The sequence below is a fragment of the Streptomyces brevispora genome, from assembly GCF_007829885.1.
Lineage (GTDB): Bacteria > Actinomycetota > Actinomycetes > Streptomycetales > Streptomycetaceae > Streptomyces > Streptomyces brevispora.
Map to the genome: position 1 here is coordinate 4075975 of NZ_VIWW01000001.1, position 23949 is coordinate 4099923.

Here is a 23949-nt window from a genome sequence, read left to right on the forward strand (position 1 = left end):
GATGCTCTCAAACGTCGTGCAGGCCCGGGTTGGCCGTGCAGGCCCGGTTTTTGGGTCATGGCCTTGTGGGGATTCGCACGCCCATGATTTCCCGGGCGTGGCGGGTCGGGGTCAGGCCCAGGCGCCAGGCCTGCCAGCCGTCCTCCAGGTCCACTCCGCGGTTCAGGACCACCCGGAACGCCTCCGCGCAGTCCTCCAGCCTGCCGTCCCGCGTCGGGTGGCCGGCCGCGATCAGGTCGGCGAGCTCCTGCTGGGCCACCACCGTGCCCACCTCGATGCCGCCCGGTGACGCGTACGGCAGCAGCGTGCAGCGCAGGAAGCGGGCCCAGTCCGCGCCCCGCGCGTCGCCGTACGAGTCGAACAGCTCGGCCGCCTCGCCGCACAGCTCCAGCGCCTGCGGCGCACGATGGTTGCCCGCGTCGATCAGGGCCAGCTCCAGACACGTCCAGGCCTCCCCGTGCGCGACCCCGATGCGCCGGAAGTCGGCGCGGGCGTCCGCCAGGAGCTGACGGGCGAAACCGGAGTTGCGCAGGTTGCCCGTCTGCGCGGCCCGCTGGTCGCGGGTGACCCGGCCCGAGTGGTGCCGGGCACATGCCAGCCCGTACACGTCCCGCATCCGGGAGAACATCGTGCGGGACCGCTCCAGCTGCCGTACCGCCTGATCGGTGTCGCCGGCCTCCTCCAGGGCCTGGCCCAGGTAGTAGAGCGTCCACGCCTCGCCCCGCGCGTCCTCGTTGTCGCGGTGCCGGGACAACGCCGCGTTCAGCTGCTCGACCGCGGGGGCCGGATCGCCGTCCAGCAGCCGGGCGCGGGCCAGCTGGGTCAGCGCCCAGGCCTCGCCGCGCTCGTCACGGGTGCGCCCGTACAGATCGAGGGCGGTACGCAGCGCGAGCTCGGCCCGCTCCACATCGCCCAGCCGCAGCAGCACCTGACCCAGCTGGAACTGCGTCCAGGCCTCCCCGTGCAGCGACTCGCCCTCGCGGTGCAGGACCAGTGCCGTGTCCAGGAGCGTCAGCGCCTCGGCCGGGTGGGCCCGGTCGCGCTCCACCGCGGCCAGCGCGTGCATCGACCAGGCCCGGTCCGCGGCCTGGGCGTCGGAGGTCTGGAGCTCGAGCGCCTCCCGCAGCCGCGCCGCCGCCTCCGTCAGATTGCCCTGGTGGTGCAGGGTGATGCCGAGCGAACAGAGCGCCAGCGCCGTACCCGAGTCGTTCTGCGCCTCGCGGTACAGGCCGACGACGGAGGAAAGCGTGCTGCGTGCCTTGTCCAGCTCGCCCAGCTGGCGGGCCGCGATCCCGGTACGCCACTGCACCGACCGCTCCAGCAGCCCCTGGTCGACCGCCTGCGTCAGCTCGCTGATCTCGCCCAGCCGGTAGAGGTCGCCGCGCAGCAGGCAGTAGTCGCACAGCGCACCCAGCAGATCGAGGACCGCGCCCTGGTCGACGCCCTCGGCGTGCCGCAGCGCGGACGTGATGAAACTCGACTCCTCGTCCAGCCAGCGCAGCGCCGCGTCCAGGGAGGTGAACCCGTGCGAGCCGAACTGCCCGGCCCGGGTGGACATCTTGCCGTCCACCATCCGGATCACCGCACCGGCCAGCTCCGCGTAGTTCACGATCAGCCGCTCCTGCGCGGCGGTCCGCCCGGCCGGTTCCTCCTCGTCGAGCAGCCGGGCCAGGGCGAAGCCCCGGACGAGGTCGTGCAGCCGGTAGCGCGAACCCCGCACGTGGTCCAGCAGCCCGGCCCCGGACAGGGTGGTCAGCAGCCGCTGGGCCTCCTGCTCGTCGGCCGACAGCAGCGCGGCGGCCGCCGCGGCGCCCAGACTGGCCCGCCCGGCCAGCGCGAGCCGGCGCAGCAGCCGACGCGCCTGCTCGGGCTGGTCGGTGTAGCGCAGCCACAGGGCCCGCTCGACCGGGGGCACCGGGCCGTACGCGGCGAGATCGGCGGCCAGCGCGCTCGGGGTACGCGCCCCGAGCGAGGAGCCCGCGATCCGCAACGCCAGCGGCAGTCCGCCGCACAGTTCGGTGATCGCCTCGCTCGACGGGTAGTCGTACGGTCCCGGGTCCTCCTCCTGGGACGCCTCGCGCAGCAGCTCGTCCGCGCCCGCCGGGTCCAGCGCCCCGACCTCCAGCTGATGCACCCACGCCGGGAGGGAGTCGGGCAGATCGAGCGGCTCGCGGGCGGTGACCAGGACGAGGCTGTCGGAACGCTCCGGGATCAGTGTGCGGACCTGCTCCACGTCACTGGCGTCGTCGAGGACGATCGTCACCGGCGTCCCGGTCAGATGCTGGTGGTACAACTCGCTGAGCCGGCGCACCTGTTGCTCGGCGGACGATCCCGCCGACCGGCCGGCGGAGCCGCCGTCCCGGAAGAGCAACTGCTCCCGGGGAGCGCCCAGCCGGTTCAGCAGATGGAGCAGCGCGTCACGGGTCGGCAGCGGCGGCTCGCCGTCCGCGCCGCCGCGCAGGTCCACCACGCACGCGCCCCGGAACTGGTCCTTCAGATCGTGGGCCGCCCGCACGGCCAGTGTGGTGCGCCCGGCGCCCGGCGGGCCGTGCAGCACGACCACGGTCGGCTTCGTCTCCGTCGACGCGCGGGCCGCGTGCACCCACTGGCCGATCCGGGCCAGCTCGGCCCGGCGGCCGGCGAACCGGCCGTCGGGCGACGGGAGATGGCCGAACGACTGCTCAAGGAGCGAGCGCATGCGCGCCGCCGCGCTGCGGTCCCCGCCGCGCAGGGCCGTCCGGGACTGAGCGGTGGCGGCCTTCTTCGCCGGGGTGCGGGACGAGGCGGTCAGCATCCGCTGCTGGTCGAGGAACGGGCGGATGCCCCGTACCTCCAGTGCCGTCAGCCACTGGAGCCGCAACTGCTCGGTCCCGCCCGGCTGTCCGAGGGCGCCCGCCCGACGGGAGGCGGCCGGCCAGTGCGAAGCGGTGACCTTGGCGACGGTGGCGGTGGCGCCCGCGACCGCGACGACGGCGCCCGCGCCCAGCGCCAGGCCCGTCACCGTGCCGAGTGCCAGGTCCGCGCCGAAGGCGGCGGTCGCGGCAACTCCCGTGACCAGGAGCGGTGTTCCGAGCGTCGCCCGGTTGAGCCGGTGCGCCAGCGGCGTCTGCCCGGCCGCCTCGGTGTCGAGCGCCTGGACGTATACGGCGTACTCCTCGGCCGCACCCGCCGCCATCGTGTCCAGTGCGCCCCGCGCACGCGTCATCAGCGCGCCGGAGTCCGTCCGCCCGCCGGTGCGCCGCGCCTCCTCCTCCACGGCCCGTACCAACAGCCTCTCGGCGTCAGCCTGGTGGCTGTCCCGCATCCGCATAGGTCCCCCTCGGTTCCCGCCCGTCGGCCCGCCCCGGCGCCCGGCCGCATGGAGTACCAGTCTCCTGCCTGGGGCCGGTGCGCGACAGGGCGTCCGCGAGACTGCGCCGACTGCCGTACGGAGGAAACGGAGGAATCGGAGCACCGGATCCCGACGGAGCGTGGCAACGGCGAACCGCGCGTCTCGTCGTGCCCGTGACCGATCCCCCTGGGCCGGTGCCGGCCGTTGGCGACGCTGCCTGCGCGGACGTGGGCCGTCAGCCGGCGCCCGGGTCCACAGTGACGGGGAAGGGCGCGGCGGGGGGAACGTCCTGCGGGCGGACATCGAAGTCCCTGTCGGCGTTCCGGTCCGGGCCCGCGGCGGCGTCCAGGGCGTCGGCCAGGATTCGGGCCGACCGGTTGCGCCGTTTGGATGCGCTCGGGCTCACGACGGCCGTCCCGTCCGCGATCTCCAGGCCGGCACACTGCTCCTCGGACTGCTCCTCGGACCAGGAGTCGTACCGCTGCGCGTGGATCCGGGTGCGCATCTACACGGGCGCCACCATCTGGGCGGTCACGGTGTGTCTCCTGCGAGGAACCTCGACGGTTCCAGCGCTGCCTCGGCTCGGGCCACTGACCTGTATGCCGCGCTGCCCGATTCGGGAAGTGTGCGGCCGCCTCCTCGTGAGAGGCTGGGTCGCATGAACCGGCTGGCTGGCGTGACCTCGCCGTATTTGCTTCAGCATGCTGAGAATCCCGTCGACTGGTGGCCCTGGACGCCGGAGGCGTTCGAGGAAGCAAGACGGCGCGATGTCCCCGTTCTGCTGTCGGTCGGCTACTCGGCGTGCCACTGGTGCCACGTGATGGCGCACGAGTCGTTCGAGGACGACGAGGTCGCGGCGTACCTGAACGAGCACTTCGTGCCGGTCAAGGTCGACCGCGAGGAGCGCCCCGACGTCGACGCCGTCTACATGGAGGCCGTGCAGGCGGCGACCGGTCAGGGCGGCTGGCCGATGACCGTCTTCCTCACCGCCGACGCCGAACCCTTCTACTTCGGAACGTACTTCCCGCCGGAGTCCCGCCACGGCCTGCCGTCCTTCCGGCAGGTGCTCGAAGGCGTCGTCGCGGCCTGGACCGACCGGCGCGACGAGGTCGGCGAGGTCGCCGGGCGCATCGTCCACGATCTGTCACAGCGCTCGCTCGCGCACGGCGGGGAGGGCCTTCCGGCCGAGTCGGAGCTGGCGCAGGCGCTGCTCGGACTGACCCGCGAGTACGACGAGAAGCACCGCGGCTTCGGCGGCGCCCCCAAGTTCCCGCCGTCGATGACGATCGAGTTCCTGCTGCGCCACCACGCCCGTACCGGCGCGGACGGTGCGCTCCAGATGGCGGCCGACACCTGCGAGGCGATGGCCAGGGGCGGGATGTACGACCAGCTCGGCGGCGGCTTCGCCCGCTACTCGGTGGACCGGGAGTGGGTCGTACCGCACTTCGAGAAGATGCTCTACGACAACGCGCTGCTCTGCCGGGTGTACGCCCATCTGTGGCGTTCGACCGGGTCGGAACTGGCCCGCCGGGTGGCTCTGGAGACCGCCGACTTCATGGTCCGGGAGCTGCGCACGGCCGAGGGCGGCTTCGCCTCCGCGCTCGACGCGGACAGCGCGGACGCCGACGGCAGGCACGTCGAGGGCGCGTACTACGTGTGGACGCCGGCGCAGCTGCGCGAGGTGCTGGGCGAGGACGACGCCGCGTTCGCGGCGGAGCACTTCGGGGTGACCGAGGAGGGCACCTTCGAGGAGGGTTCCTCGGTGCTTCAGCTCCCGCCGAAGGGCCCGCACCAACTGCCCCGGACGGGTCAGGCCGTGTACGAGGCGCGGGCCGCCGATGTGCGGGCCCGGCTGCTCGCCGCCCGGGAGCTGCGCGAGCGGCCGGGACGGGACGACAAGGTGGTCGCCGCGTGGAACGGGCTGGCCGTCGCGGCGCTCGCCGAGACGGGCGCGTACTTCGACCGCCCCGACCTGATCGCGCGCGCCACCGAGGCCGCGGACCTGCTGGTGCGGGTCCACATGGGCCCGGTGGCCCGGCTGGCCCGTACCTCGAGGGACGGCCGCGCCGGGGCGCACGCCGGGGTGCTGGAGGACTACGGCGATGTGGCGGAGGGTTTCCTCGCCCTGGCCGCGGTCACCGGCGAGGGGGTCTGGCTGGAGTTCGCGGGCTTCCTGATGGACATCGTGCTCCAGCACTTCACCGGCGAGGGCGGTCAGTTGTACGACACCGCTGACGACGCCGAGAAGTTGATCCGCCGCCCCCAGGACCCCACCGACAGCGCCACCCCGGCGGGCTGGACGGCGGCGGCCGGTGCGCTGCTCTCGTACGCCGCGCACACCGGATCGGAGCCTCACCGCGCCGCCGCGGAGGGGGCGCTGGGCGTGGTGAAGGCGCTGGGCCCGAAGGCGCCGCGGTTCATCGGCTGGGGGCTCGCGGTGGCCGAGGCGCTGCTCGACGGCCCGCGCGAGGTGGCCGTCGCCGGACCGGTAGGCGGCGAGCTGCACCGTACGGCGCTGCTGGGCCGGGCGCCGGGCGCGGTGGTCGCGGCGGGGGAGGCGGGCGGATCGGAGTTCCCGCTGCTGGCGGACCGTCCGACGGTGGACGGCGCGCCGACCGCGTACGTGTGCAGGCGCTTCGTCTGCGACGCGCCGACCACGGACCGCGAGGAGCTGGCGCGCGCCCTCGGGGGCGCCGGGTCCTGACCCGCGTCACAGCCGCAGGCCGCCCTCCAGGGTGTCCAGGGCGTCCTCGGCCATCGCGACGAGGTCGCCCTTCCGGTCGTGCTCGCCCCAGTACAGCACCACTTCGCGCAGCGCACCCAGCACCGCCGCGACGTGGACCCGGCTCCGCAGGTCGTCCGCGCCGCGGCCGCTGCGGTCGGCGAGTACCCGGGCGAGCTGCTGCGCGGTGTCCGACAGGTTCTGCGCCATCCGCGCCCGGACGGCGGGTACCTCCACCATCAGCCGGATGCGCCGGCGCACCTCCTCGTCGTCCGCGGTGAGGAACGTCGTCAGCGCCTCGACCACCATGAACCGCAGCGAGACCAGCGGCGGCTCATCGGCCGGCCGGCTGCGGATCAGGGCTTCCACGAACGCGTCGTACTCATCGGTGAGGACGATGTCCTCCTTGGTCGCGAAGTACCGGAACACCGTGCTCGGCGACACCTCGGCCGCCTCCGCGATCTGCTCGATGCTCGTCGCGTCGTACCCCTGCTCGGCGATCAGGCGGCAGGCCGCCCGCCGGATCGCGGCCCGGGTCTTGAGCTTCTTGCGCTCGCGCAGCCCCATCGGGGGCTCCGCGCCGGGGGCGCTGGAGGACGGGATACGGGGGGTGGCGGCCATGGCCGCCATTGTCAGGCATCGAAGGGCGACGAAATGGCCACGGCGGGGAAGCCGTGGCCATGAGGCGGAGGAAGGGTCGGCGGGGCTCAGCTCTGGTTGTACGCCACCAGGGAGATGCCGACGTAGTGCACGACGAACGCCGCCAGGGTCAGCGAGTGGAAGACCTCGTGGAATCCGAACCAGCGCGGTGACGGGTTCGGCCGCTTGATGCCGTAGATCACGCCGCCGGCGCTGTAGAGCAGTCCGCCGACGACGACCAGGACGAGCACCGCGATCCCGCCGGTCCGCATGAAGTCCGGCAGGAAGAAGACCGCGGCCCAGCCCATCGCGATGTAGCACGGCGTGTAGAGCCAGCGCGGGGCGCCGACCCAGAACACCCGGAAGGCGATGCCCGCGACCGCCGCACCCCAGACCGCCCACAGGAGCGGGGTCCCGGTGGAGCGGGGCAGGAGCAGCAGGGTCAGCGGGGTGTAGGTGCCCGCGATGATCAGGAAGATGTTGGCGTGGTCGAGCCTGCGCAGTACGGCCTCGCCGCGCGGCCCCCAGGTGCCGCGGTGGTAGACGGCGCTCACGCCGAACAGCAGGCACGCGGTCAGGATGTAGATCCCGCAGGCGATCCGGGCGCGGGTGGTGTCCGTGAGCGCGATGAGCACGATGCCCGCGATGAGGACCGCGGGGAACATCCCGGCGTGCAGCCAGCCGCGCATCCGGGGCTTCAGCGGGACGGTGTCGGTCTCGGCTGGTTCCAGCCCGGCAGGTTCGGGCGCGGCGGCAGCAGTCATTCCCGCATCGTACCTACGCCACCGTAGGTTGCGGATATGAGTGGCGATGCTCACGTGGGCGGCCCTCTGGACATATGGGCGGAACGGTCGGATGATCAAATGAGTGCGGTCGGCACCGGATGAGCGCCAGGGGTAATTCGAAAGGGTAGAAGCATCCGGGTCGCAGCCCCCACGGGGCACCTATCAGATAGACACCCTCATCAAGGAGCGATCGTGGCGCGCGACATCGCGGCTCCCCTCACTGTTCCCAGCAACCACCAGGAGCTCGTCTCCTGGGTGGACGAGATCGCAGCCCTCACCGAACCGGACCGAGTGGTCTGGTGCGACGGCTCCGAGGCCGAGTACGAGCGCCTGTGCGGGGAGCTCGTGGCCAAGGGGACGTTCACCAAACTCGACGAGATCAAGCGTCCGAACTCGTACTACGCCGCCTCCGACCCGAGCGATGTCGCGCGTGTCGAGACCCGCACGTTCATCTGCTCCGAGAAGGAGGAGGACGCCGGTCCGACCAACCACTGGAAGGCCCCCGCCGAGATGCGGGACATCTTCGTGGGCGAGAAGGGCGTCTTCCGCGGCTCCATGCGTGGCCGCACCATGTACGTCGTGCCCTTCTGCATGGGCCCCGTCGGCTCGCCTCTCTCCGCGATCGGCGTCGAGATCACCGACTCCGCGTACGTCGCCGTGTCGATGCGCACCATGACGCGCATGGGACAGCCGGTCCTCGACGAGCTCGGCACCGACGGGTTCTTCGTCAAGGCCGTCCACACGCTCGGCGCACCCCTGGAGGAGGGCCAGGAGGACGTTCCGTGGCCCTGCAACTCCACCAAGTACATCTCGCACTTCCCCGAGGACCGTGAGATCTGGTCCTACGGCTCCGGCTACGGCGGCAACGCCCTGCTCGGCAAGAAGTGCTACGCGCTGCGCATCGCGTCCGTGATGGCGCGCGACGAGGGCTGGCTCGCCGAGCACATGCTGATCCTCAAGCTGACGCCGCCGCGCGGGGAGTCCAAGTACATCGCGGCGGCCTTCCCTAGCGCCTGCGGCAAGACGAACCTCGCCATGCTGGAGCCCACGATCTCCGGCTGGACCGTCGAGACCGTCGGCGACGACATCGCCTGGATGCGGTTCGGCGAGGACGGCCGGCTCTACGCGATCAACCCCGAGGCCGGTTTCTTCGGCGTCGCGCCCGGCACCGGCGAGCACACCAACGCCAACGCCATGAAGACCATGTGGGGCAACTCCGTCTTCACCAACGTCGCGCTCACCGACGACGGCGACGTCTGGTGGGAGGGCATGACGGAGGAGCTGCCCAAGCACCTCACGGACTGGAAGGGCAACGACTGGACCCCCGAGTCCGGCACGCCCGCCGCCCACCCCAACGCCCGCTTCACCGTCCCGGCCGGCCAGTGCCCGATCATCGCGCCCGAGTGGGAGGACCCGAAGGGCGTGCCGATCTCGGCCATCCTCTTCGGCGGCCGCCGCGCCTCGGCCGTACCGCTGGTCACCGAGTCCTTCAACTGGCAGCACGGTGTCTTCCTCGGGGCCAACGTCGCCTCCGAGAAGACGGCCGCCGCCGAGGGCAAGGTCGGCGAGCTGCGCCGCGACCCGTTCGCCATGCTGCCGTTCTGCGGCTACAACATGGGCGACTACATGAAGCACTGGATCAAGGTCGGCGCGGACAAGCCGGACCAGTCGAAGCTTCCGAAGATCTACTACGTGAACTGGTTCCGCAAGAACGACGCGGGCAAGTTCGTCTGGCCCGGGTTCGGTGAGAACAGCCGCGTCCTGAAGTGGATCGTGGAGCGCCTGGAGGGCAAGGCCGAGGGCGTCGAGACCCCGATCGGCATCCTGCCGGCGAAGGGCTCGCTCGACACCGAGGGCCTGGACCTCTCCGAGTCGGACCTGGACTTCCTGCTCAAGGTCGACAAGGAGGTCTGGCGCGAGGAGGCGGCGCTGGTCCCCGAGCACCTCAACACCTTCGGCGACCACACGCCGAAGGAGCTGTGGGACGAGTACCGCGCACTGGTCCAGCGCCTGGGCTGAGCGCTGTAGCGGCTCGCCCCCGCGGGGGCCCGCTCCTCGGGTGGCACCCGGTCCACGCGCCTCGACGGCCCGTGGACCGGGGCCGTCAGAGGGCGCCGACCAGCCGCGACGGGGCTGAGGAGTCGGCGGCGGAGGCAGCGGCCGGGGCCGCCGCGGCGTGGGCGTCCATGCGCTCGGCCGCGAGAATGGCGACGGCCGTGTCGGCGCGGGACGCCGCCACCACCAGCGCGCGGCCCGCGAGGGCGTGGGCGCGGCGGTGCAGGGTGGGTGCGGGGGCTTCGGTCGGACCGGCGTGCCGGGCGGGCGGCTCACCGCGCAGCCGTGCGACCTGTTCGGCGATGCGGTCGCCCGCCTCGCCGAGTCCCAGTTCGTCGGTGACCGCGAGCAACGCGGCCAGATGTCCGGCGAGCTGGATGTCCAGTTCTTCCTCGCGGGTGTGGCGCGGGAAGTCGTCGGCGTGGTCGGCCGGTGTGTGGACCGATTTGGTGCGGATCGGTTCGTACATGGATGGCCTCCTGGTGATGCTGTGGATCCATCCTAGCTTGGATTCAGTCTAAAGTTGTCTAGATTCGCGGCCGGGTGGCGGGAACCGTCGCCGGGACCGGGTCATACCTGGCTGTACCCGTCCAGGAAGCGGGCGATCCGGCCGATCGCGTCCGTCAGATCCTCGGTCGAGGGCAGTGTCACGACCCGGAAGTGGTCGGGCTCGGGCCAGTTGAACCCCGTACCCTGCACCACCATGATCTTCTCGGCCCGCAGCAGGTCGAGGACCATCTGCCGGTCGTCCTTGATCTTGTAGACCTTGGGGTCGAGCCGCGGGAAGAGGTACAGCGCCCCCTTCGGCTTCACGCACGTCACGCCCGGGATCTGCGTCAGCAGGTCGTACGCCACGTCCCGCTGCTCCAGGATGCGGCCGCCCGGCAGCACCAGGTCGTTGATCGACTGCCGTCCGCCGAGCGCACTGGCCACGGCGTGCTGTGACGGCATGTTGGCGCACAGCCGCATGTTGGCCAGGATCGTCAGCCCCTCGATGTACGAGGAGGCGTGCGCCTTCGGCCCGCAGACGGCCATCCAGCCGGAGCGGTATCCGGCCACCCGGTAGTTCTTGGAGAGCCCGTTGAAGGTGAGCACCATCAGGTCGGGCGCGATGGTTGCGGTCGGGGTGTGGGTCGCCCCGTCGTACAGGATCCGGTCGTAGATCTCGTCGGAGCAGACGACCAGGTTGTGGCGCCGGGCGATCTCCGTCAGCCGGCGCAGCATCTCGTCGTCGTAGACCGCACCCGTCGGATTGTTCGGGTTGATGATCACGATGGCCTTGGTGCGGTCGGTGATCTTCCGCTCGATGTCGGCGAGGTCCGGCATCCAGTCGGACTGCTCGTCGCAGCGGTAGTGCACGGCCGTGCCGCCGGCCAGGGAGACCGAAGCGGTCCACAGCGGGTAGTCCGGCGCCGGTACGAGCACCTCGTCCCCGTCGTCGAGCAGTGCCTGCATCGACATCTGGATCAGTTCGGAGACCCCGTTGCCCAGGTAGACGTCCTCGACGCCGAGGTCGATCCCCTTCGTCTGGTAATGCTGCATCACCGCCCGCCGCGCGGACAGCAGCCCCTTCGCGTCGCCGTAGCCGTGCGCCCCGGAGAGGTTGCGCAGGATGTCCTCAAGGATCTCGGGCGGGCACTCGAAACCGAACGCGGCAGGGTTGCCGGTGTTCAGTTTGAGGATGCGATGGCCCGCTGCTTCCAGCCGCATCGCCTCTTCGAGCACGGGGCCCCGGATTTCGTAACAGACGTTGGCGAGCTTCGTGGACTGGATGACCTGCATGGCTGCGAGCTTACGACTGTGTTTCGAGGGCTGCCCGGCCTTTCGCCGCAAGTTGACCCACCCGGGTCGTCCGGCCCGCCGGGTCCGGCTTCCATCGCCATGTTCCCCCGCCCGCCGACCGTGGAACCCGGGGCGCGGACGGGGGCCGGGCTTGGAATGGGTTGGAACGGCGGCGTGACGGACCGGGACGGGTGAGATGCGCCACGGCGCGGGCGGGCGATGGGCCGGCCGGGTCTTGATTCCGCCTCTTGTGCGACTCCCCTCAATACGCGACCATGCGCATGTCAAAACCGGAAGAACTCCGGTCGCAGAGGCCTCACCCGCTCTGCGCAGGTCACTAGAGGGGACCCCACATGAGAAAGCCTCTCGTCGGTGCGCTCTTTGCCGTGCTGCTCCTCGGAGCCGGCATCGCACCCGCGACCGCGGCCACAAGCCACGGCGCGGCAGCACCCAGCACGGTCAAGGCGGCGGCGCCGTCGAGCCACACGGCGGTCAGGGCGGAGGTCAGATCCAAGGCGATCGGCTTCGCCGGGACCGTGGCGCTCAGCAACTGTTCGGGATCCGTCGTCCGTACGCCCGGCTCCCAGCCGAACGATCCCGCGCTCGTGCTCTCCAACGGGCACTGCATGGAGTCCGGCTTCCCCGGGCCCGGTGTAGTCGTTCGCGACCAGCCGTCCACCCGCAGCTTCACCCTGCTGAACTCCGCCGGCAGCGGCGTCGGCACGCTGCGGGCGAGCAAGATCGCGTACGGGACGATGACGGACACCGACATATCGGTGTACCAGCTCACCTCCACGTACGCCCAGATCCAGAGCAGCTACGGGATCAAGGCGCTGGAACTCAACACCGCGCACCCGGTGCAGGGCACCGCGATCACGGTGGTGTCCGGGTACTGGAAGCGCACCTACAGCTGCAACGTCGACGGGTTCGTCTACCGCCTCAAGGAGGGGAGTTGGACCTGGAAGGACTCGGTCCGCTACACCTCCGCCTGCCAGACCATCGGCGGGACGTCCGGCTCGCCGGTGATCGACAACGCGACCGGCAAGGTCGTCGCCGTCAACAACACCGGTAACGAGGACGGGCAGAGGTGCACGGATAACAACCCGTGCGAGGTCGATGCGAGCGGTAAGGTGACGGTCCGCCAGGGCATCAACTACGCGCAGGAGACCTACGGCATCGTGCCGTGCATCGTCGCCGGCAACAAGTTCGACCTGAACGCCGCGGGGTGCACGCTGCCCAAGCCGTAAGGGCCCGGAGTGCGGTCGGGCGGGGCGGGAGAACACTCCCGCCCCGCCCCGTCTCGTTCCGGCCGCCCGGGCCTCAGATCCGGCGCCACCGGGCGTTCGCCCAGGAGAAGACGCCGAAGGCCGCCAGCCCCACCGCGATCAGGGCCAGCAGCCATGGGCCGGCCGGGGTCGCGCTGAAGGACCGCAGCGTGTCGTCCATGCCCTTCGCCGCACCGGACCGGGCCGTCACCGCGGCGGCCACGGCGAAACTGCCCGCCACCGCGAAGACCAGCCCCCGGGAGACCCCGCCGAAGACGCCGACGATGTCCACGGCACGTCGTTCGGCGCGTGACATCTCGCCCATGCGCAGATGCTTGTGGAACTTACGGAGTGCGGCCCGGCCGGCGATCCACAGGCCCACGCAGGCGACGGCGACGCCGCCCACCCCCACCAGCCAGCGGCCGCCCGGCATGTCGAGCACCTTCGCCGTGACGTCCCTCGACTGCGCGTCGCTGGAACCGCTGCCGCTGCCCCGGTCGCCCGCCGCGAACATCAGGACCGAGTAGGACACGAAGCCGTAGAAGACGGCGCGCCCGGCCGAGGCCAGTCGCTTGGTCGCCTTGCGTCCGTCGGGGCCCGCGGCCCCGAACGCCGCCTCGGACAGTCGCCACAGGGCCATGCCCGCCAGCGCCGCACCGAGGACCCACAACAGGACGGATCCGAAGGGCTTCTGGGCTATCTCGGTGAGCGCCCCGCCCCGGTCCGCGGTCTTTCCGCCGCCGTCACCGCCGCCGGTGTCGTCGAACGCCATGCGCAGCGCCAGGACGCCGACCAGGAAATAGATCACCCCACGGGCCATGAATCCCGCACGGCCGCCCGCCTCGACCGCTGAGCCATTTCCCGCGCGTCTCGCCTTTCCGCGTCCTTTTCGGGCTGTCGCAGAAATATTCATGCGCCCCGGGTGCCCCGGAGAACGGACGGGAAACTGTTCTGCCCGAGTTCGACGGGCACTCATACGTCCAGGTGTGGACCGGCGGATCCGGGGCACTCGAATTTCTGGAGGTTGATAACAATGGTTCCCCTGCTATTGGTCCTGCTGATCGTCCTGGTGCTCTTCGGTGCCGGATTCGCGCTCAATCTGCTCTGGTGGATAGCGGCCATCGTGCTCGTGGTGTGGCTGCTCGGCTTTCTCCTGCGTCAGGGTTCGGGCGCCGGCCGCGGCCGCTGGTACCGCTGGTGAGCCGAGGGGCCAGGGACTGTTCACGCCCCGGCCCCGCCGGACCGCCGCCCCGACACCGTCCAGCAGTACGCCCAGCTCCGCGGTGAACGTCTCCCGCGCCTCCCGTTCCGGATACGGCATCGAGTCGTCCCCGGACGGTTCCGGGGGCGCCGGCTCCCGCTCCATCCGGCTCAACTCCGGGGAGCGGTCCGCGACATCCGGGACCAGCTCGACGAGTGCCGCCGAGCGGGCGTACCACCACTCCTCGTCCGGCCGCCCCGACGCCGCATCGCGCGCGTCGGCGACGGTCTGCGCGGCGCCCCGCACGAAGTGGAACAGCGTCCCGACCAGGCGCCGCAGCACCCCGGCGTCAAGCCCCGTGCCGTAGAGGCAGCGCACGAGCGTGTCCGGGCCCGCGTACTCGTGCGGGCCGAGCACCGGACGGGCCTGGGAGACCTGGAGCACCCAGGGGTGGCGCAGGTAGAACGCGATCGTGTCCCGCGCCCACCGAGGACCTGGCGTGGGCGCGGGAGCGAGCGGCCGAGGCCTGAGCGGCACGGCCGTCACGGGCGGTGCGTGGAGCGCACCGCCCGGCCGGCCAGGGTCTGGGTCCGCTTTCCGTCCTCGATGACGAAGCGGCCGTCGATCAGCACGTGCGGGATGCCGAACGGCAGGGTGCGCGGCTCGTCGAACGTCGAGCCCGCGGCCACCGTCGACGGGTCGAACAGGACCAGGTCGGCGCGGTAGCCCTCGCGCACCTGACCGCGGTCGGCCAGCCGCAGCCGGGCCGCCGGGCGCGAGGTGAGGTGGGCGACGCATTCCTCCAGGCTGAGGATGCCCAACTCCCTTGTGTACCGGCCGAGATACTGCGGGAAGGTGCCGTACGCGCGCGGATGCGGCTTGTCGCCCTGGAGGATGCCGTCGCTGCCACCGGTGTGGACGCGGTGGCGCATGATCTGCCGGACGTTCTCCTCGTGGCCCACGTGCTGAAGGATCGTCGTGCCGAGCCGGTCGTCCAGGAGCAGCCGCCGCGCGGTCACCCAGGGCTCCTCGCCGCGCAGCCGCGCCGACTCGGCCACCGTACGGCCGACATGGCCGGCGAGGCCGGGCGCGCTCACTCCGGAGATCTCGATGCTGTCCCACTCGATCGGCACACCGTGGCAGCCGTCCGAGCCCACGACCTCCAGGTCGTGGCGGATCCTCGCGGACGTCGCGTCGTCGGCGAGACGCGACAGGATCGACTCCGGGCCGCCCTCGCTCGCCCAGCTCGGCAGCATGGCGACCAGCGTCGTGCAGCCGGGGGTGTACGGGTAGGTGTCGAGGGAGATGTCGGAGCCCGAGTCGAGGGCGTCGTCGAGGAGGGCGAGCAGCTCCGGCGCCCTTCCCTCGTTCACGCCGAAGTTCATGGTGGCGTGGGCGAGATGCAGGGCGCAGCCCGCGCTGCGGGTGAGCCGCACCATCTCCTCGTACGCCTCCAGCGCGCCCGCTCCGTAGGAGCGGTGGTGCGGGCAGTAGTAGCCGCCGTGTTCGGCCACCACCCGGCAGAGTTCGGAGAGTTCGGCGTCGTCCGCGTACATGCCCGGGGTGTAGGTGAGTCCGGAGGACATGCCGACGGCGCCCTCGGCCATGGACTGTGCGACGAGTTGCTTCATCCGGGTCAGTTCGGCGTCGGTGGCGGGCCGGTCGTCCCAGCCGACCGCGTACATCCGGACGGTGCCCTGCGGGATGAGATAGGCGGCGTTGACGGCGATGCCCTGGCCGCCGAAGTTGCGGTCGAGCCGGTCCAGGTACTCGCCGACGGTGCGCCAGTCGAAGTCGATGTCGCTCCCGTCGCCGTTCCAGCCGGTGATGGAGCGGCGGACCTCGGCGAGGGTGCGGTCGTCGACCGGGGCGTAGGACAGTCCGTCCTGGCCGAGGACTTCGAGGGTGACGCCCTGCGCGGCCTTCGCGCTGTGGTCGGGGTCGCGGAGCAGGGCGAGGTCGCTGTGGGCGTGCATGTCGACGAAGCCGGGGGAGAGGGCGAGACCGTCGGCGTCGAGGGTGCGGGCGGCGCCGGGGCGGGGGCCCGGGGTGTCCTCCCGGTGGATCTCCGCGATGCGGCCGTCGCGGACGGCGACATCGGCGCGGTAGGAGGGGGCGGCGGTGCCGTCGATGACGCGGGCGTCGCGGATGACGAGGTCCATGGGAATGCCTTTCAGTGGGGGGCCGGGGGTGCTGCCCCCGGCCCCCCGCGCCGACAGGCGCTCAGCCGCCGGAGGGGTTGCGCTCCGGGATCAGAAGAACGTGCGGATGTAGTCGGTGACCGTGCCGTCCGCCTGCACCAGCGGAATCAGCTGCCACTTGTCGAAGCTGGTGCACGGGTGCGAGAGACCCATTCCCACCCAGTCCCCGACCTCCAGCTCGGCCCCCTCCGCCGTCTCGACCCACGCGTGCTGGTCCGACAGCTTGGTGACCTCGACCCCCGAGGCCGCCCGCACGGAGCCGTCCCGCCCCGACCGCACGACCTGCGCCTCCGGCAGATCGAGGTCGTACGCCGCGTCCCGCTTGCCCGCGTTGAGGAACGCCTGCTCGGCGGTCGGGCGTGACACGACCTGCGCCCAGAGCCGGAAGGCGGGCTGCAGGGCGCCCTCCTCGGGGACCCGGTTGAAGGGCGTCAGATGACGGTAGTGGCCGTCGTCGTGCGAGACGTACGCCCCCGAGCGGAGCAACTTGCAGACGGGGCGCGACAGTTCCGGAATCTCCGCGAACACGTCCGCCACCGCGTCGAACCACGCGCTGCCGCCCGCGCTGATCATGATCGGCTCACCGGCGTCCAGCGCGGCGAACCGCCCCTGCGCGTCGAAGGCCGCGGCCAGCGCGACGAGCCGGCGCAGCCAGTCCCTTACCCGCTCGCCCGACGCCTCCGGCACCTCGCCCTCGTAACCGGCCACGCCCACCAGACGCAGACTCCCGGCCGCGGCCACCGCTTCGGCGACCGCGGCGCAGTCGGCCTCGGTACGGGCACCCGTGCGGGCGCCCTCGCCCGCGCCGAGCTCCACGACGACATCGACCGGGCGGGAGGCGCGGGCCGCGCGCAGGGCCTCGTCCATCAGCTCGACACCGCGCACCGAGTCGACGTAACAGACGAACCGGAAGTCGGGGTCGGCGTCCAGCTCGCCCGCGAGCCAGCGCAGCGCGGCGGCGTCGACGAGCTCGTTGGCGAGGAAGATCCGCTGGATCCCGTACGCCCGGTACACCCGAGCCTGGTGCGGCACCGCGGCGGTGATGCCCCACGCGCCGTGCTCCAGCTGGCGGGCGAACAGCTGCGGGGACATCGACGTCTTGCCGTGCGGGGCGAACACCAGACCGTGGCGCTGCGCGTACGTCTCCAGCAGGGCGAGGTTGTGCTCGACGGACTCGGCCGACAGGGCGAGCACCGGAGTGGTGAACCCGCCGGTGAAGAGGTTGCGCCGCTCCGCGGCCAGCGCGCCGACGGTCAGCCCCTCCGCGTCGGGCGGGAGCGCCTTGAACCGGTGGTCGACCCGCTCATCGGCGAGTCCGGCCGGTCCGGCCACGGGACGGTCGGCAGCCATGGGGTGCCTCCTCGATCGAAGTAGGTCGTCGTAGGACCGTTCCGGCAACGGGTGCCGGGCGGTCCGAGTCGTCCGCGGCCGCCGTGAGGGGGCCGAGGTCTTCTGTACAGTAATGCGTTGCAACATATGCAACACCCATTGCGTATATCGCTCAAGGCTGTCTAACATCCGAGCCGACGCCCGGTCAATGGTGAGAACCGGCGCCGCCCGCAGACCAAGAGGAGCCCCGAGTGTCCGGAACCCCGGCCAGGACCGCCGCCGACGCCGCGACCAGTGATGTCGTGTGCCTCGGCGAGTCCATGGTGACGTTCCTGCCCTCGCAGCCCGGACGCCTCGCCGACGTACCGTCCTTCGTCCGGGGAATCGGGGGCGCCGAGTCCAACGTGGCCTGCGCGCTCGCCGCGGCCGGACACCGGGCGGCCTGGGTGAGCCGGGTCGGGGCGGACGGCTTCGGTGACCACCTCGTCGCCGCGATCTCCGCCTACGGGGTCGACACCTCCGCGGTGCGACGCGATCCCACCCGGCCCACCGGCATCTACTTCCGCACGGCGACCGACCGCGCGGCCGACGTCCACGAGGTGGCGTACTACCGGGCCGGATCCGCGGCCTCCGCGATGTCGCCCGCGAACGTCCCGTACGAGGCCCTGCTCGCCGGCCGGGTCCTGCACCTGTCGGGCATCACGGCCGCGCTCTCCGCCGACTGCCTCGCGCTGCTGCGCGAGCTGACGGCCCCGCGGCCCGGCCGCCCGCTCGTCTCCTTCGACGTCAACCACCGGCCCGGACTGTGGCGGGACGGCGACGCTTCCCCCGACGTCCTGCTGGACCTGGCCCGCGGCGCGGACCTCGTATTCGTCGGGGAGGACGAGGCGGAGGAGGCGTGGGGGATCTCGGGGGCCGAGGCGATCCGCGCGGCACTGCCCGAACCGGCGGTGCTCGTCGTGAAGCGCGGCGCCGAGGGCGCGACCGTCTTCTCGGCGCCCCGCCGCGGAACCGGCCCCGCACACCCGGGCGGGACCGGAACCGACACCGTCACCACCGTCCCGGCGCTGCGCGTCGACGTCGTCGCGCCCGTCGGCGCCGGTGACGCCTTCGCCGCCGGGTTCCTCTCCGCCACCCTGCGCGGACTGCCCGTCCGCGACCGCGCCCGGCACGGCCACCTGATGGCCGCCGCCGCCCTCACCGTCCCCGGCGACCTCACCGACCCGCCCGCCCGCGACCGGGCCGACCACCTCGCGGCCCTCGACGACGTCGCCTGGGGGAGACTGCGTCTCGGCCCCGGATGGACGGGGGACGACACGGAGGTACGCAGTACATGAGCCAGACCGTCGACCGGGCACTGAGCATCCTGCCGCTGCTCGCCCAAGGACCTGCAGACCTCGGGCAGGTGGCCGAGCGGCTCGGCGTCCACAAATCCACCGCGCTGCGCCTGCTCCGTACGCTCCACGAGCACGGACTCGTCTACCGCCAGCAGGACCAGCGCTACCGCCTCGGCGCACGGCTCTTCGCGCTCGCCCAGGAGGCCGTCGAGAACCTCGACGTCCGGGAGATCGCGCACCCGCACCTCGCCGAACTCAACGAGAACTGCGGACACACCGTCCATCTCGCGGTGTACGAGGCGAGCGAGGTCCTCTACATCGACAAGGTCGAGAGCCGCTACCCGGTACGGATGTACTCCCGGATCGGCAAGCCCGTCGCGATCACCGTCGCCGCCGTGGCCAAGCTGCTGCTCGCCGACCTGCCCGAGCCGGAACGGCGCGCCGTCGCCGAGAAGCTCGACTACCCCATGTACACGTTCCGTTCGACCCCCGGCGCCGGCGCGTTCCTCAAGGAACTCGCCGCCGTACGCGAACAGGGCTGGGCCACCGACCTCGGCGGCCACGAGGAGTCCATCAACTGCGTCGGCGCCCCCATTCGCGGCGCCGACGGGCGCGTCGTCGCCGCCATGTCGGTCTCCGCACCGAACGTGGTCGTCACGGCGGAGGAACTCCTCACCCTGCTCCCGCTGGTCCGGCGCACCGCCGACACCATCAGCCGGGAGTACTCCGGCACCACCCGACCCAAGAAAGTCTGATCTCCGATGACCGAGAAGACCGCACTCACCCCGAGCACCCACACCGCCCCGCCCGCGAAGTTCTCGCACGGAGTGAAGAAGGGGAACATCCTCCAGGTCGCCGGCCAGGTCGGCTTCCTGCCCGCGGTGGAGGGCCAGGCACCGACCCCGGCCGGTCCCACCCTGCGCGAGCAGACCCTCCAGACCTTCGCCAACGTCAAGGCGATCCTGGAGGAGGGCGGCGCGAGCTGGGACGACGTGATGATGATGCGCGTCTACCTCACGGACGTCGACCACTTCGCCGAGATGAACGAGATCTACAACACCTACTTCGGCGAGCAGAACCTCAAGGCCGCCCCCGCCGCCCGTACGACGGTCTACGTCGGCCTGCCCAAGGGTCTGCTCATCGAGATCGACGCCCTCGCGGTCCTCGGCTGAGAATCCCCCCGCCACACCCGCTCCACCGCACCGCCACGCAGTACGGCACGGCGCCCCGCTCCACCGGGGCGCCGTGCCGCGCCCCCCCGAAGCCCATGGCCGACAACGGAGTTACCCATGCTGCTCGCCGCAAGCCCCCCACCGGTCGAGACACCACCCCACACCGGAGGGCTCCTCCTCCTGATAGACGGCACGGCCGGTCTGCTGACCGTCGCCGTGCTCGGGATCGCTCTCCTCCTCTTCCTGATCATCAAGGCCAGGCTGCAGCCGTTCGTCGCGCTGCTCGCCGTGTCCATAGCCGTCGGCCTGGGCGCCGGACTCTCCGTCACCGAACTCTTCGGCACGGTGCAGAAGTCCGCCGCCGTCTCCGTCATCGAATCGGGCATGGGCGGCATCCTCGGCCATGTCGCGATCATCATCGGCCTCGGTACGATGCTCGGCGCGATCCTCGAGGTCTCCGGCGGAGCAGAGGTGCTGAGCGCCCGACTGCTGAACCTCTTCGGTGAGAAGCGCGCCCCGCTCGCCATGGGCCTGACCGGTCTGATCTTCGGTATCCCGGTCTTCTTCGACGTCGGCATCTTCGTCCTCGCACCGATCGTGTACGCCGCCGCCAAGCGCTCCGGCAAATCGATCCTGCTGTACGCGATGCCGCTGCTGGCGGGTCTGTCCATGACCCACGCGTTCCTGCCGCCGCACCCCGGCCCGGTCGCCGCCGCCGGCCTCTTCCAGGTCTCCCTCGGCTGGGTCATCCTGATGGGCGCCGTCGTCGGCATCCCGTCCGTACTGGCCGCCTGGGGGTACGCCGCCTGGATCGGGAAGCGGATCTTCGTCGAGGTCCCGCAGGACATGGTCGAGGCCGCCGCGGAGGCGAAGGCCGCGGTCGTCGCCGAGCAGCGCGCCGCCGGAGTCACCCCGCACGAGGACCCCGTCGGGCTCGGCACCGTACTCACGATCATCGGCACCCCGCTGGTGCTGATCCTCGCCGCGACGTTCTCCTCCATCGCGCTGGGCCCCTCGACGCTGCGCTCGGTCGTCGAGTTCTTCGGCAACCCGTTCGTCGCCCTGACCATCGCGCTGCTGCTCGCGTACTACCTGCTCGGCATCCGGCGCGGCTGGTCCCGCAAGTCCCTGGAGTCGGTGTCGACCTCCTCCCTCAAGCCGGTCGGCAACATCCTGCTGGTCGTCGGCGCGGGCGGGATCTTCGGTGCCGTGCTCAAGAGCAGCGGCATCGCGAACGCGCTCGCGGACACCTTCAACGACGTCGGCCTGCCGGTCATCCTGCTGGCCTGGCTGATCTCGGCGGTGCTGCGCATCGCCCAGGGTTCCGCGACGGTCGCCATCGTCACCACCGCGGGCATCGTCGTCCCGCTGGTCGAGGGCCAGGGCATGTCGCAGCCGCATCTCGCGCTGATCATCATGGCGATCTCGGCCGGTTCGATCATCGCCTCGCACGTCAACGACGGCGGCTTCTGGATGGTGTCGAAGTACTTCGGCATCTCGGAGCGCGACACCCTGAAGTCCTGGACGGTGCTGGAGACGGTCCTGTCGGTGGCGGGCTTCGTGGTGGCGGCGCTGCTCAGCCTGGTGATCTAGACCGGCCTGCGGTTGGGGTGGGTGAAGGAACGGGCCTTGCCGGGAGGGCGCCGACCGGCGTTGTGATCCTTTCGCCCGGTTCGGGCCAGAGGTCCGACCATGTTCCCCGGCTTGGGTCTTCGGGCCCAAGCCAGGTCAGCGGGCCGCCACTGGCCTCGTACCCGTGCCCTTAGGACGAGGCCGTCAGGCGGCCGGCAGGCGGGCATGCAGCAGCGCCGCCGGGAGAGCGGCGGCGCTGCTGGTCATGGATGTGCCGGACCGCGGACGGTTACGGCAGGCCGTGGACGTGCGGGCCGACCGCGTTCGACCAGGCGTTGCCCGACTTGGCGTCCCAGTTGGTCGACCAGGTCATCGCGCCGCGGACACCCGGGTAGGTCTTCGAGGGCTTGAAGGTGCCGCAGTTCGTGCCGGCGGCCAGGCAGTCCAGGGCCGCGTTCACGACCGAGGGGGACACGTAGCCGCCGCCCGCGCCACTGGGGGAGGCGGGGACGCCGAGGCCGACCTGCGACGGGGCGAGGCCGCCTTCCAGCTGGATGCAGGCCAGCGCGGTGAGGAAGTCCACCGAGCCCTGCGAGTAGACCTTGCCGTCGCAGCCGAGCATCGCACCGCTGTTGTAGTACTGCATGTTGACGACGGTCAGGATGTCCTTGATGCCGAGCGCCGTCTTGAAGTACTCACCCGCGGTGGACTGCATGTCGATGGTCTGCGGCGCCATCGTGATGACGAGACCGGAGCCCGCCTTCTGCGACAGCGAGCGCAGCGCCTTCGTCATGTACGTGGAGTTGAGGCCGTTCTCCAGGTCGATGTCGACACCGTTGAAGCCGTACTCCTGGATGAGCGAGTAGAGGGAGTTGGCGAAGTTGGTCGCGGACGCGTCGCTGTTGACCGAGACCGAGCCCTTCTCGCCGCCGACCGAGATGATGACGTTCTTCCCGGCCGCCTGCTTCGCCTTGATGTCGGCCTTGAACTGGGCGACGGTGTAGCCGCCGAGGCCCGCCGTGTCCAGGTTGAAGGTGACGGCGCCGGGCGTGGCCGTGGCGTCGGCGAAGGAGACCGCGATGATGTCGTAGTTCGCGGGTACGTCGCTGATCTTCTGCACGGTCGCGCCGTTGTTGAAGTTCTGCCAGTAGCCGGTGACCGCGTGCTTGGGCACCGAGGTGGACGGGATGCCCGGGTCGGTGCCGCCGCCGGCGGCCGTACGGCCGCTGACGCTCGCGGACTTGACGGACTCACCGGCCGCGTTGGTGGCGGTCACCGTGAACTGGTACGCGGTGTTGGCCGCGAGCCCGGTGACGGTGGCCGAGTTGGAGGTGGCGGTGGCGGCCTTCGCGCCGTCCTTGTAGACGGTGTAGCCGGTCGCGCCGGACACCGCGTTCCAGGACAGGGACACGGAGGACGAGGTGGTCGTGCCGACCGCGAGACCGGCCGGGGCGGCGGGGATCGACGGGCCGGGGTCGGTGCCGCCGCCGCCGTCGGGGCCGCTGACCGAGACGTCGTCGACGAAGTAGGACGCCTGGCCGTACCAGCCGTGGGTGTACACGGTGACCGAGGTGGTGTTCGCCCCGGTCTTGAAGCTGGTCGACAGCTGGGACCAGCTGGTGGAGCCGGGGGTCCAGGTGGACACGTCGGTGGTTCCGGTGCCGCTGACGCCCAGGTAGGCGTACCCGCCCTGGACCCAGGAGCTGAGCGCGTAGGTCGAGTTGGGCTTCACGGCCACGGTCTGCGTGCACTTGGCGTTGTCCTGGCCGGCCGGGGTGGCCTTGAGCGCCGAGGCGCCACCGTGCACGGGGGAGGAGACGGTGGTCCCGGAGCCGGCGGAACAGGTCCAGTTGGCGAGGCCGGACTCGAAGCCCGCGTTCTTGGCGACGTTGACGTCGGCGGCCTCCGCGCTGCTGACGAGACCGGTGACGGTCATGGCGCCCGCGGCGACGACCGCGATGGCGGCGCCCAGTCCCTGGCGGGTGCGGCGTCTTCTGCGGCTGGTGACGGGGGAACGTTCCACTTGCTGCCTCCGTGGGGGAGTCGGGGATGGCGGGGGAGCGACACGGGGATGTCGGGGGTGTGGAATCGAGGAACGGTGGCCACCGCTGGCCGATAAACTGGTCCAGACCAATCAAGTTGTCAAGACCTCTGGCAGCGACGGGTACATGGGGCGCCGCCCCGGGGCGCGCGAGCGGCCCTCGCGCCGGGGTCAACGGGGCTCGCGAAGAGCCCGCCTGACGGGTGAACGGCCCGCGCGCCGTCCACGTGTCATCTGCACACGCTCTGCACGGCAGGCGCACATGTCGCCCGCGCCCGAGTGGCAACCGGCGTCCCGATACGGGCTCCCACGCACGGGTGATGTCGGCAACATGGCCGGACAGTAACGGTTTTCGGCCAAGTCGACGTGGCGCGAACATGTCAAAATGTACATTGACGTGCGCAAATGAATTTCAACGCAACGGAAATGGGAATGCTTGACGGTAACCCTCCGCAGTGGTACGGAAGTTAACAACTCTCGGTTTGATCTGGTTTCGTACGTGGGTGTCGCGTGGCTG

The 23949-nt window shown here is 71.3% G+C and carries 17 protein-coding genes and 2 pseudogenes; 8 read left to right on the forward strand and 11 right to left on the reverse strand.

Annotated features, from left to right (window positions below; translation table 11 throughout):
• Nucleotides 1-55: 55 nt before the first annotated feature.
• Entirely contained in the window at nucleotides 56-3304 is a 3249-nt protein-coding gene (locus FHX80_RS19115) for a tetratricopeptide repeat protein (protein ID WP_208764685.1), read from the reverse strand.
• Between the two features lie 307 nt (nucleotides 3305-3611).
• Nucleotides 3612-3836 (reverse strand): annotated as a pseudogene (locus FHX80_RS19120) (Uma2 family endonuclease); the annotation flags it as partial.
• Between the two features lie 153 nt (nucleotides 3837-3989).
• Here FHX80_RS19120 and FHX80_RS19125 point away from each other — a divergent pair.
• Nucleotides 3990-6035 carry a thioredoxin domain-containing protein gene (locus tag FHX80_RS19125; RefSeq protein WP_145765293.1) on the forward strand — a complete coding sequence of 682 codons (2046 nt, stop codon included), beginning with the start codon at nucleotides 3990-3992 and terminating at the stop codon, nucleotides 6033-6035.
• Between the two features lie 6 nt (nucleotides 6036-6041).
• Here FHX80_RS19125 and FHX80_RS19130 read toward each other — a convergent pair whose 3' ends face one another.
• Entirely contained in the window at nucleotides 6042-6674 is a 633-nt protein-coding gene (locus tag FHX80_RS19130; protein WP_145765294.1) for a TetR/AcrR family transcriptional regulator, read from the reverse strand.
• A gap of 86 nt (nucleotides 6675-6760) precedes the next feature.
• Nucleotides 6761-7456: a PAQR family membrane homeostasis protein TrhA gene (gene trhA, locus FHX80_RS19135; RefSeq protein WP_145765295.1), complete on the reverse strand. Its 696-nt coding sequence runs from the start codon at nucleotides 7454-7456 to the stop codon at nucleotides 6761-6763.
• Between the two features lie 213 nt (nucleotides 7457-7669).
• Here trhA and FHX80_RS19140 point away from each other — a divergent pair, with 213 nt between their 5' ends.
• On the forward strand, nucleotides 7670-9496 hold the full coding sequence (locus FHX80_RS19140) for a phosphoenolpyruvate carboxykinase (GTP) (protein WP_145765296.1): 1827 nt from the start codon (nucleotides 7670-7672) through the stop codon (nucleotides 9494-9496).
• 85 nt (nucleotides 9497-9581) lie between these two features.
• Here FHX80_RS19140 and FHX80_RS19145 read toward each other — a convergent pair whose 3' ends face one another.
• Both FHX80_RS19145 and FHX80_RS19150 read right to left on the reverse strand, forming a co-directional pair.
• On the reverse strand, nucleotides 9582-10001 hold the full coding sequence (locus FHX80_RS19145) for an SCO4983 family protein (RefSeq protein ID WP_145765297.1): 420 nt from the start codon (nucleotides 9999-10001) through the stop codon (nucleotides 9582-9584).
• A 101-nt stretch (nucleotides 10002-10102) separates the two neighbouring features.
• The gene (locus FHX80_RS19150) at nucleotides 10103-11314 is read right to left on the reverse strand and encodes a pyridoxal phosphate-dependent aminotransferase (RefSeq protein WP_145765298.1); all 1212 of its coding nucleotides are present in this window, start codon (nucleotides 11312-11314) and stop codon (nucleotides 10103-10105) included.
• A 353-nt stretch (nucleotides 11315-11667) separates the two neighbouring features.
• On the opposite strand from FHX80_RS19150, the gene FHX80_RS19155 reads away from it, so the two are divergent.
• Complete coding sequence (locus FHX80_RS19155; RefSeq protein WP_145765299.1) at nucleotides 11668-12561, forward strand: S1 family peptidase; 894 nt, start codon at nucleotides 11668-11670, stop codon at nucleotides 12559-12561.
• A gap of 73 nt (nucleotides 12562-12634) precedes the next feature.
• Here the strand turns inward: FHX80_RS19155 and FHX80_RS19160 are convergent, their stop codons facing one another.
• Nucleotides 12635-13492: a DUF1206 domain-containing protein gene (locus tag FHX80_RS19160; protein ID WP_167523574.1), complete on the reverse strand. Its 858-nt coding sequence runs from the start codon at nucleotides 13490-13492 to the stop codon at nucleotides 12635-12637.
• Between the two features lie 120 nt (nucleotides 13493-13612).
• On the opposite strand from FHX80_RS19160, the gene FHX80_RS35790 reads away from it, so the two are divergent.
• On the forward strand, nucleotides 13613-13780 hold the full coding sequence (locus FHX80_RS35790) for a hydrophobic protein (protein ID WP_145765301.1): 168 nt from the start codon (nucleotides 13613-13615) through the stop codon (nucleotides 13778-13780).
• 222 nt (nucleotides 13781-14002) lie between these two features.
• On the opposite strand, the pseudogene FHX80_RS36625 reads toward FHX80_RS35790, so the two are convergent.
• From FHX80_RS36625 to FHX80_RS19180, 3 genes and pseudogenes are all read right to left on the reverse strand, one after another.
• Nucleotides 14003-14326 (reverse strand): annotated as a pseudogene (locus FHX80_RS36625) (TetR/AcrR family transcriptional regulator C-terminal domain-containing protein); the annotation flags it as partial.
• Nucleotides 14323-15942 (reverse strand): N-acyl-D-amino-acid deacylase family protein, encoded by a 1620-nt coding sequence (locus tag FHX80_RS19175; protein ID WP_145765302.1) that lies wholly within the window; start codon nucleotides 15940-15942, stop codon nucleotides 14323-14325. The pseudogene FHX80_RS36625 and the gene FHX80_RS19175, both read right to left, overlap by 4 nt.
• 90 nt (nucleotides 15943-16032) lie before the next feature.
• Nucleotides 16033-17331, reverse strand: a complete 1299-nt coding sequence (locus FHX80_RS19180) for an alanine racemase (protein WP_145765303.1) — start codon at nucleotides 17329-17331, stop codon at nucleotides 16033-16035.
• Nucleotides 17332-17561: 230 nt separating this feature from the next.
• Here FHX80_RS19180 and FHX80_RS19185 point away from each other — a divergent pair, with 230 nt between their 5' ends.
• The 4 genes from FHX80_RS19185 (at nucleotide 17562) to FHX80_RS19200 (ending at nucleotide 21412) form a co-directional block, all read left to right on the forward strand.
• Nucleotides 17562-18647, forward strand: coding sequence for a sugar kinase (locus FHX80_RS19185; RefSeq protein ID WP_145765304.1), 1086 nt, complete (start codon nucleotides 17562-17564; stop codon nucleotides 18645-18647).
• On the forward strand, nucleotides 18644-19402 hold the full coding sequence (locus FHX80_RS19190; protein WP_145765305.1) for an IclR family transcriptional regulator: 759 nt from the start codon (nucleotides 18644-18646) through the stop codon (nucleotides 19400-19402). Before FHX80_RS19185 ends, FHX80_RS19190 begins: the two co-directional genes overlap by 4 nt.
• A gap of 6 nt (nucleotides 19403-19408) precedes the next feature.
• Entirely contained in the window at nucleotides 19409-19819 is a 411-nt protein-coding gene (locus FHX80_RS19195) for a RidA family protein (RefSeq protein WP_145765306.1), read from the forward strand.
• A gap of 117 nt (nucleotides 19820-19936) precedes the next feature.
• Entirely contained in the window at nucleotides 19937-21412 is a 1476-nt protein-coding gene (locus FHX80_RS19200) for a GntP family permease (RefSeq protein WP_145765307.1), read from the forward strand.
• 268 nt (nucleotides 21413-21680) lie between these two features.
• Here the strand turns inward: FHX80_RS19200 and FHX80_RS19205 are convergent, their stop codons facing one another.
• Nucleotides 21681-23414, reverse strand: coding sequence for a chitinase (locus FHX80_RS19205; RefSeq protein ID WP_326591929.1), 1734 nt, complete (start codon nucleotides 23412-23414; stop codon nucleotides 21681-21683).
• Between the last annotated feature and the right edge of the window lie 535 nt (nucleotides 23415-23949).

What these genes read in the sequence shown, in the direction of transcription:
- FHX80_RS19115 (WP_208764685.1), bottom strand. Translation starts at nt 3,304, where the DNA reads ATGCGGGACAGCCACCAGGCTGACGCCGAGAGGCTGTTGGTACGGGCC.
- FHX80_RS19190 (WP_145765305.1), top strand. Translation starts at nt 18,644, where the DNA reads ATGAGCCAGACCGTCGACCGGGCACTGAGCATCCTGCCGCTGCTCGCC.
- FHX80_RS19175 (WP_145765302.1), bottom strand. Translation starts at nt 15,942, where the DNA reads ATGGACCTCGTCATCCGCGACGCCCGCGTCATCGACGGCACCGCCGCC.
- FHX80_RS19150 (WP_145765298.1), bottom strand. Translation starts at nt 11,314, where the DNA reads ATGCAGGTCATCCAGTCCACGAAGCTCGCCAACGTCTGTTACGAAATC.
- FHX80_RS19160 (WP_167523574.1), bottom strand. Translation starts at nt 13,492, where the DNA reads ATGAATATTTCTGCGACAGCCCGAAAAGGACGCGGAAAGGCGAGACGC.
- FHX80_RS19125 (WP_145765293.1), top strand. Translation starts at nt 3,990, where the DNA reads ATGAACCGGCTGGCTGGCGTGACCTCGCCGTATTTGCTTCAGCATGCT.
- FHX80_RS19130 (WP_145765294.1), bottom strand. Translation starts at nt 6,674, where the DNA reads ATGGCCGCCACCCCCCGTATCCCGTCCTCCAGCGCCCCCGGCGCGGAG.
- FHX80_RS19180 (WP_145765303.1), bottom strand. Translation starts at nt 17,331, where the DNA reads ATGGCTGCCGACCGTCCCGTGGCCGGACCGGCCGGACTCGCCGATGAG.
- FHX80_RS19155 (WP_145765299.1), top strand. Translation starts at nt 11,668, where the DNA reads ATGAGAAAGCCTCTCGTCGGTGCGCTCTTTGCCGTGCTGCTCCTCGGA.
- FHX80_RS19145 (WP_145765297.1), bottom strand. Translation starts at nt 10,001, where the DNA reads ATGTACGAACCGATCCGCACCAAATCGGTCCACACACCGGCCGACCAC.
- FHX80_RS19200 (WP_145765307.1), top strand. Translation starts at nt 19,937, where the DNA reads ATGCTGCTCGCCGCAAGCCCCCCACCGGTCGAGACACCACCCCACACC.
- trhA (WP_145765295.1), bottom strand. Translation starts at nt 7,456, where the DNA reads ATGACTGCTGCCGCCGCGCCCGAACCTGCCGGGCTGGAACCAGCCGAG.
- FHX80_RS19195 (WP_145765306.1), top strand. Translation starts at nt 19,409, where the DNA reads ATGACCGAGAAGACCGCACTCACCCCGAGCACCCACACCGCCCCGCCC.
- FHX80_RS35790 (WP_145765301.1), top strand. Translation starts at nt 13,613, where the DNA reads ATGGTTCCCCTGCTATTGGTCCTGCTGATCGTCCTGGTGCTCTTCGGT.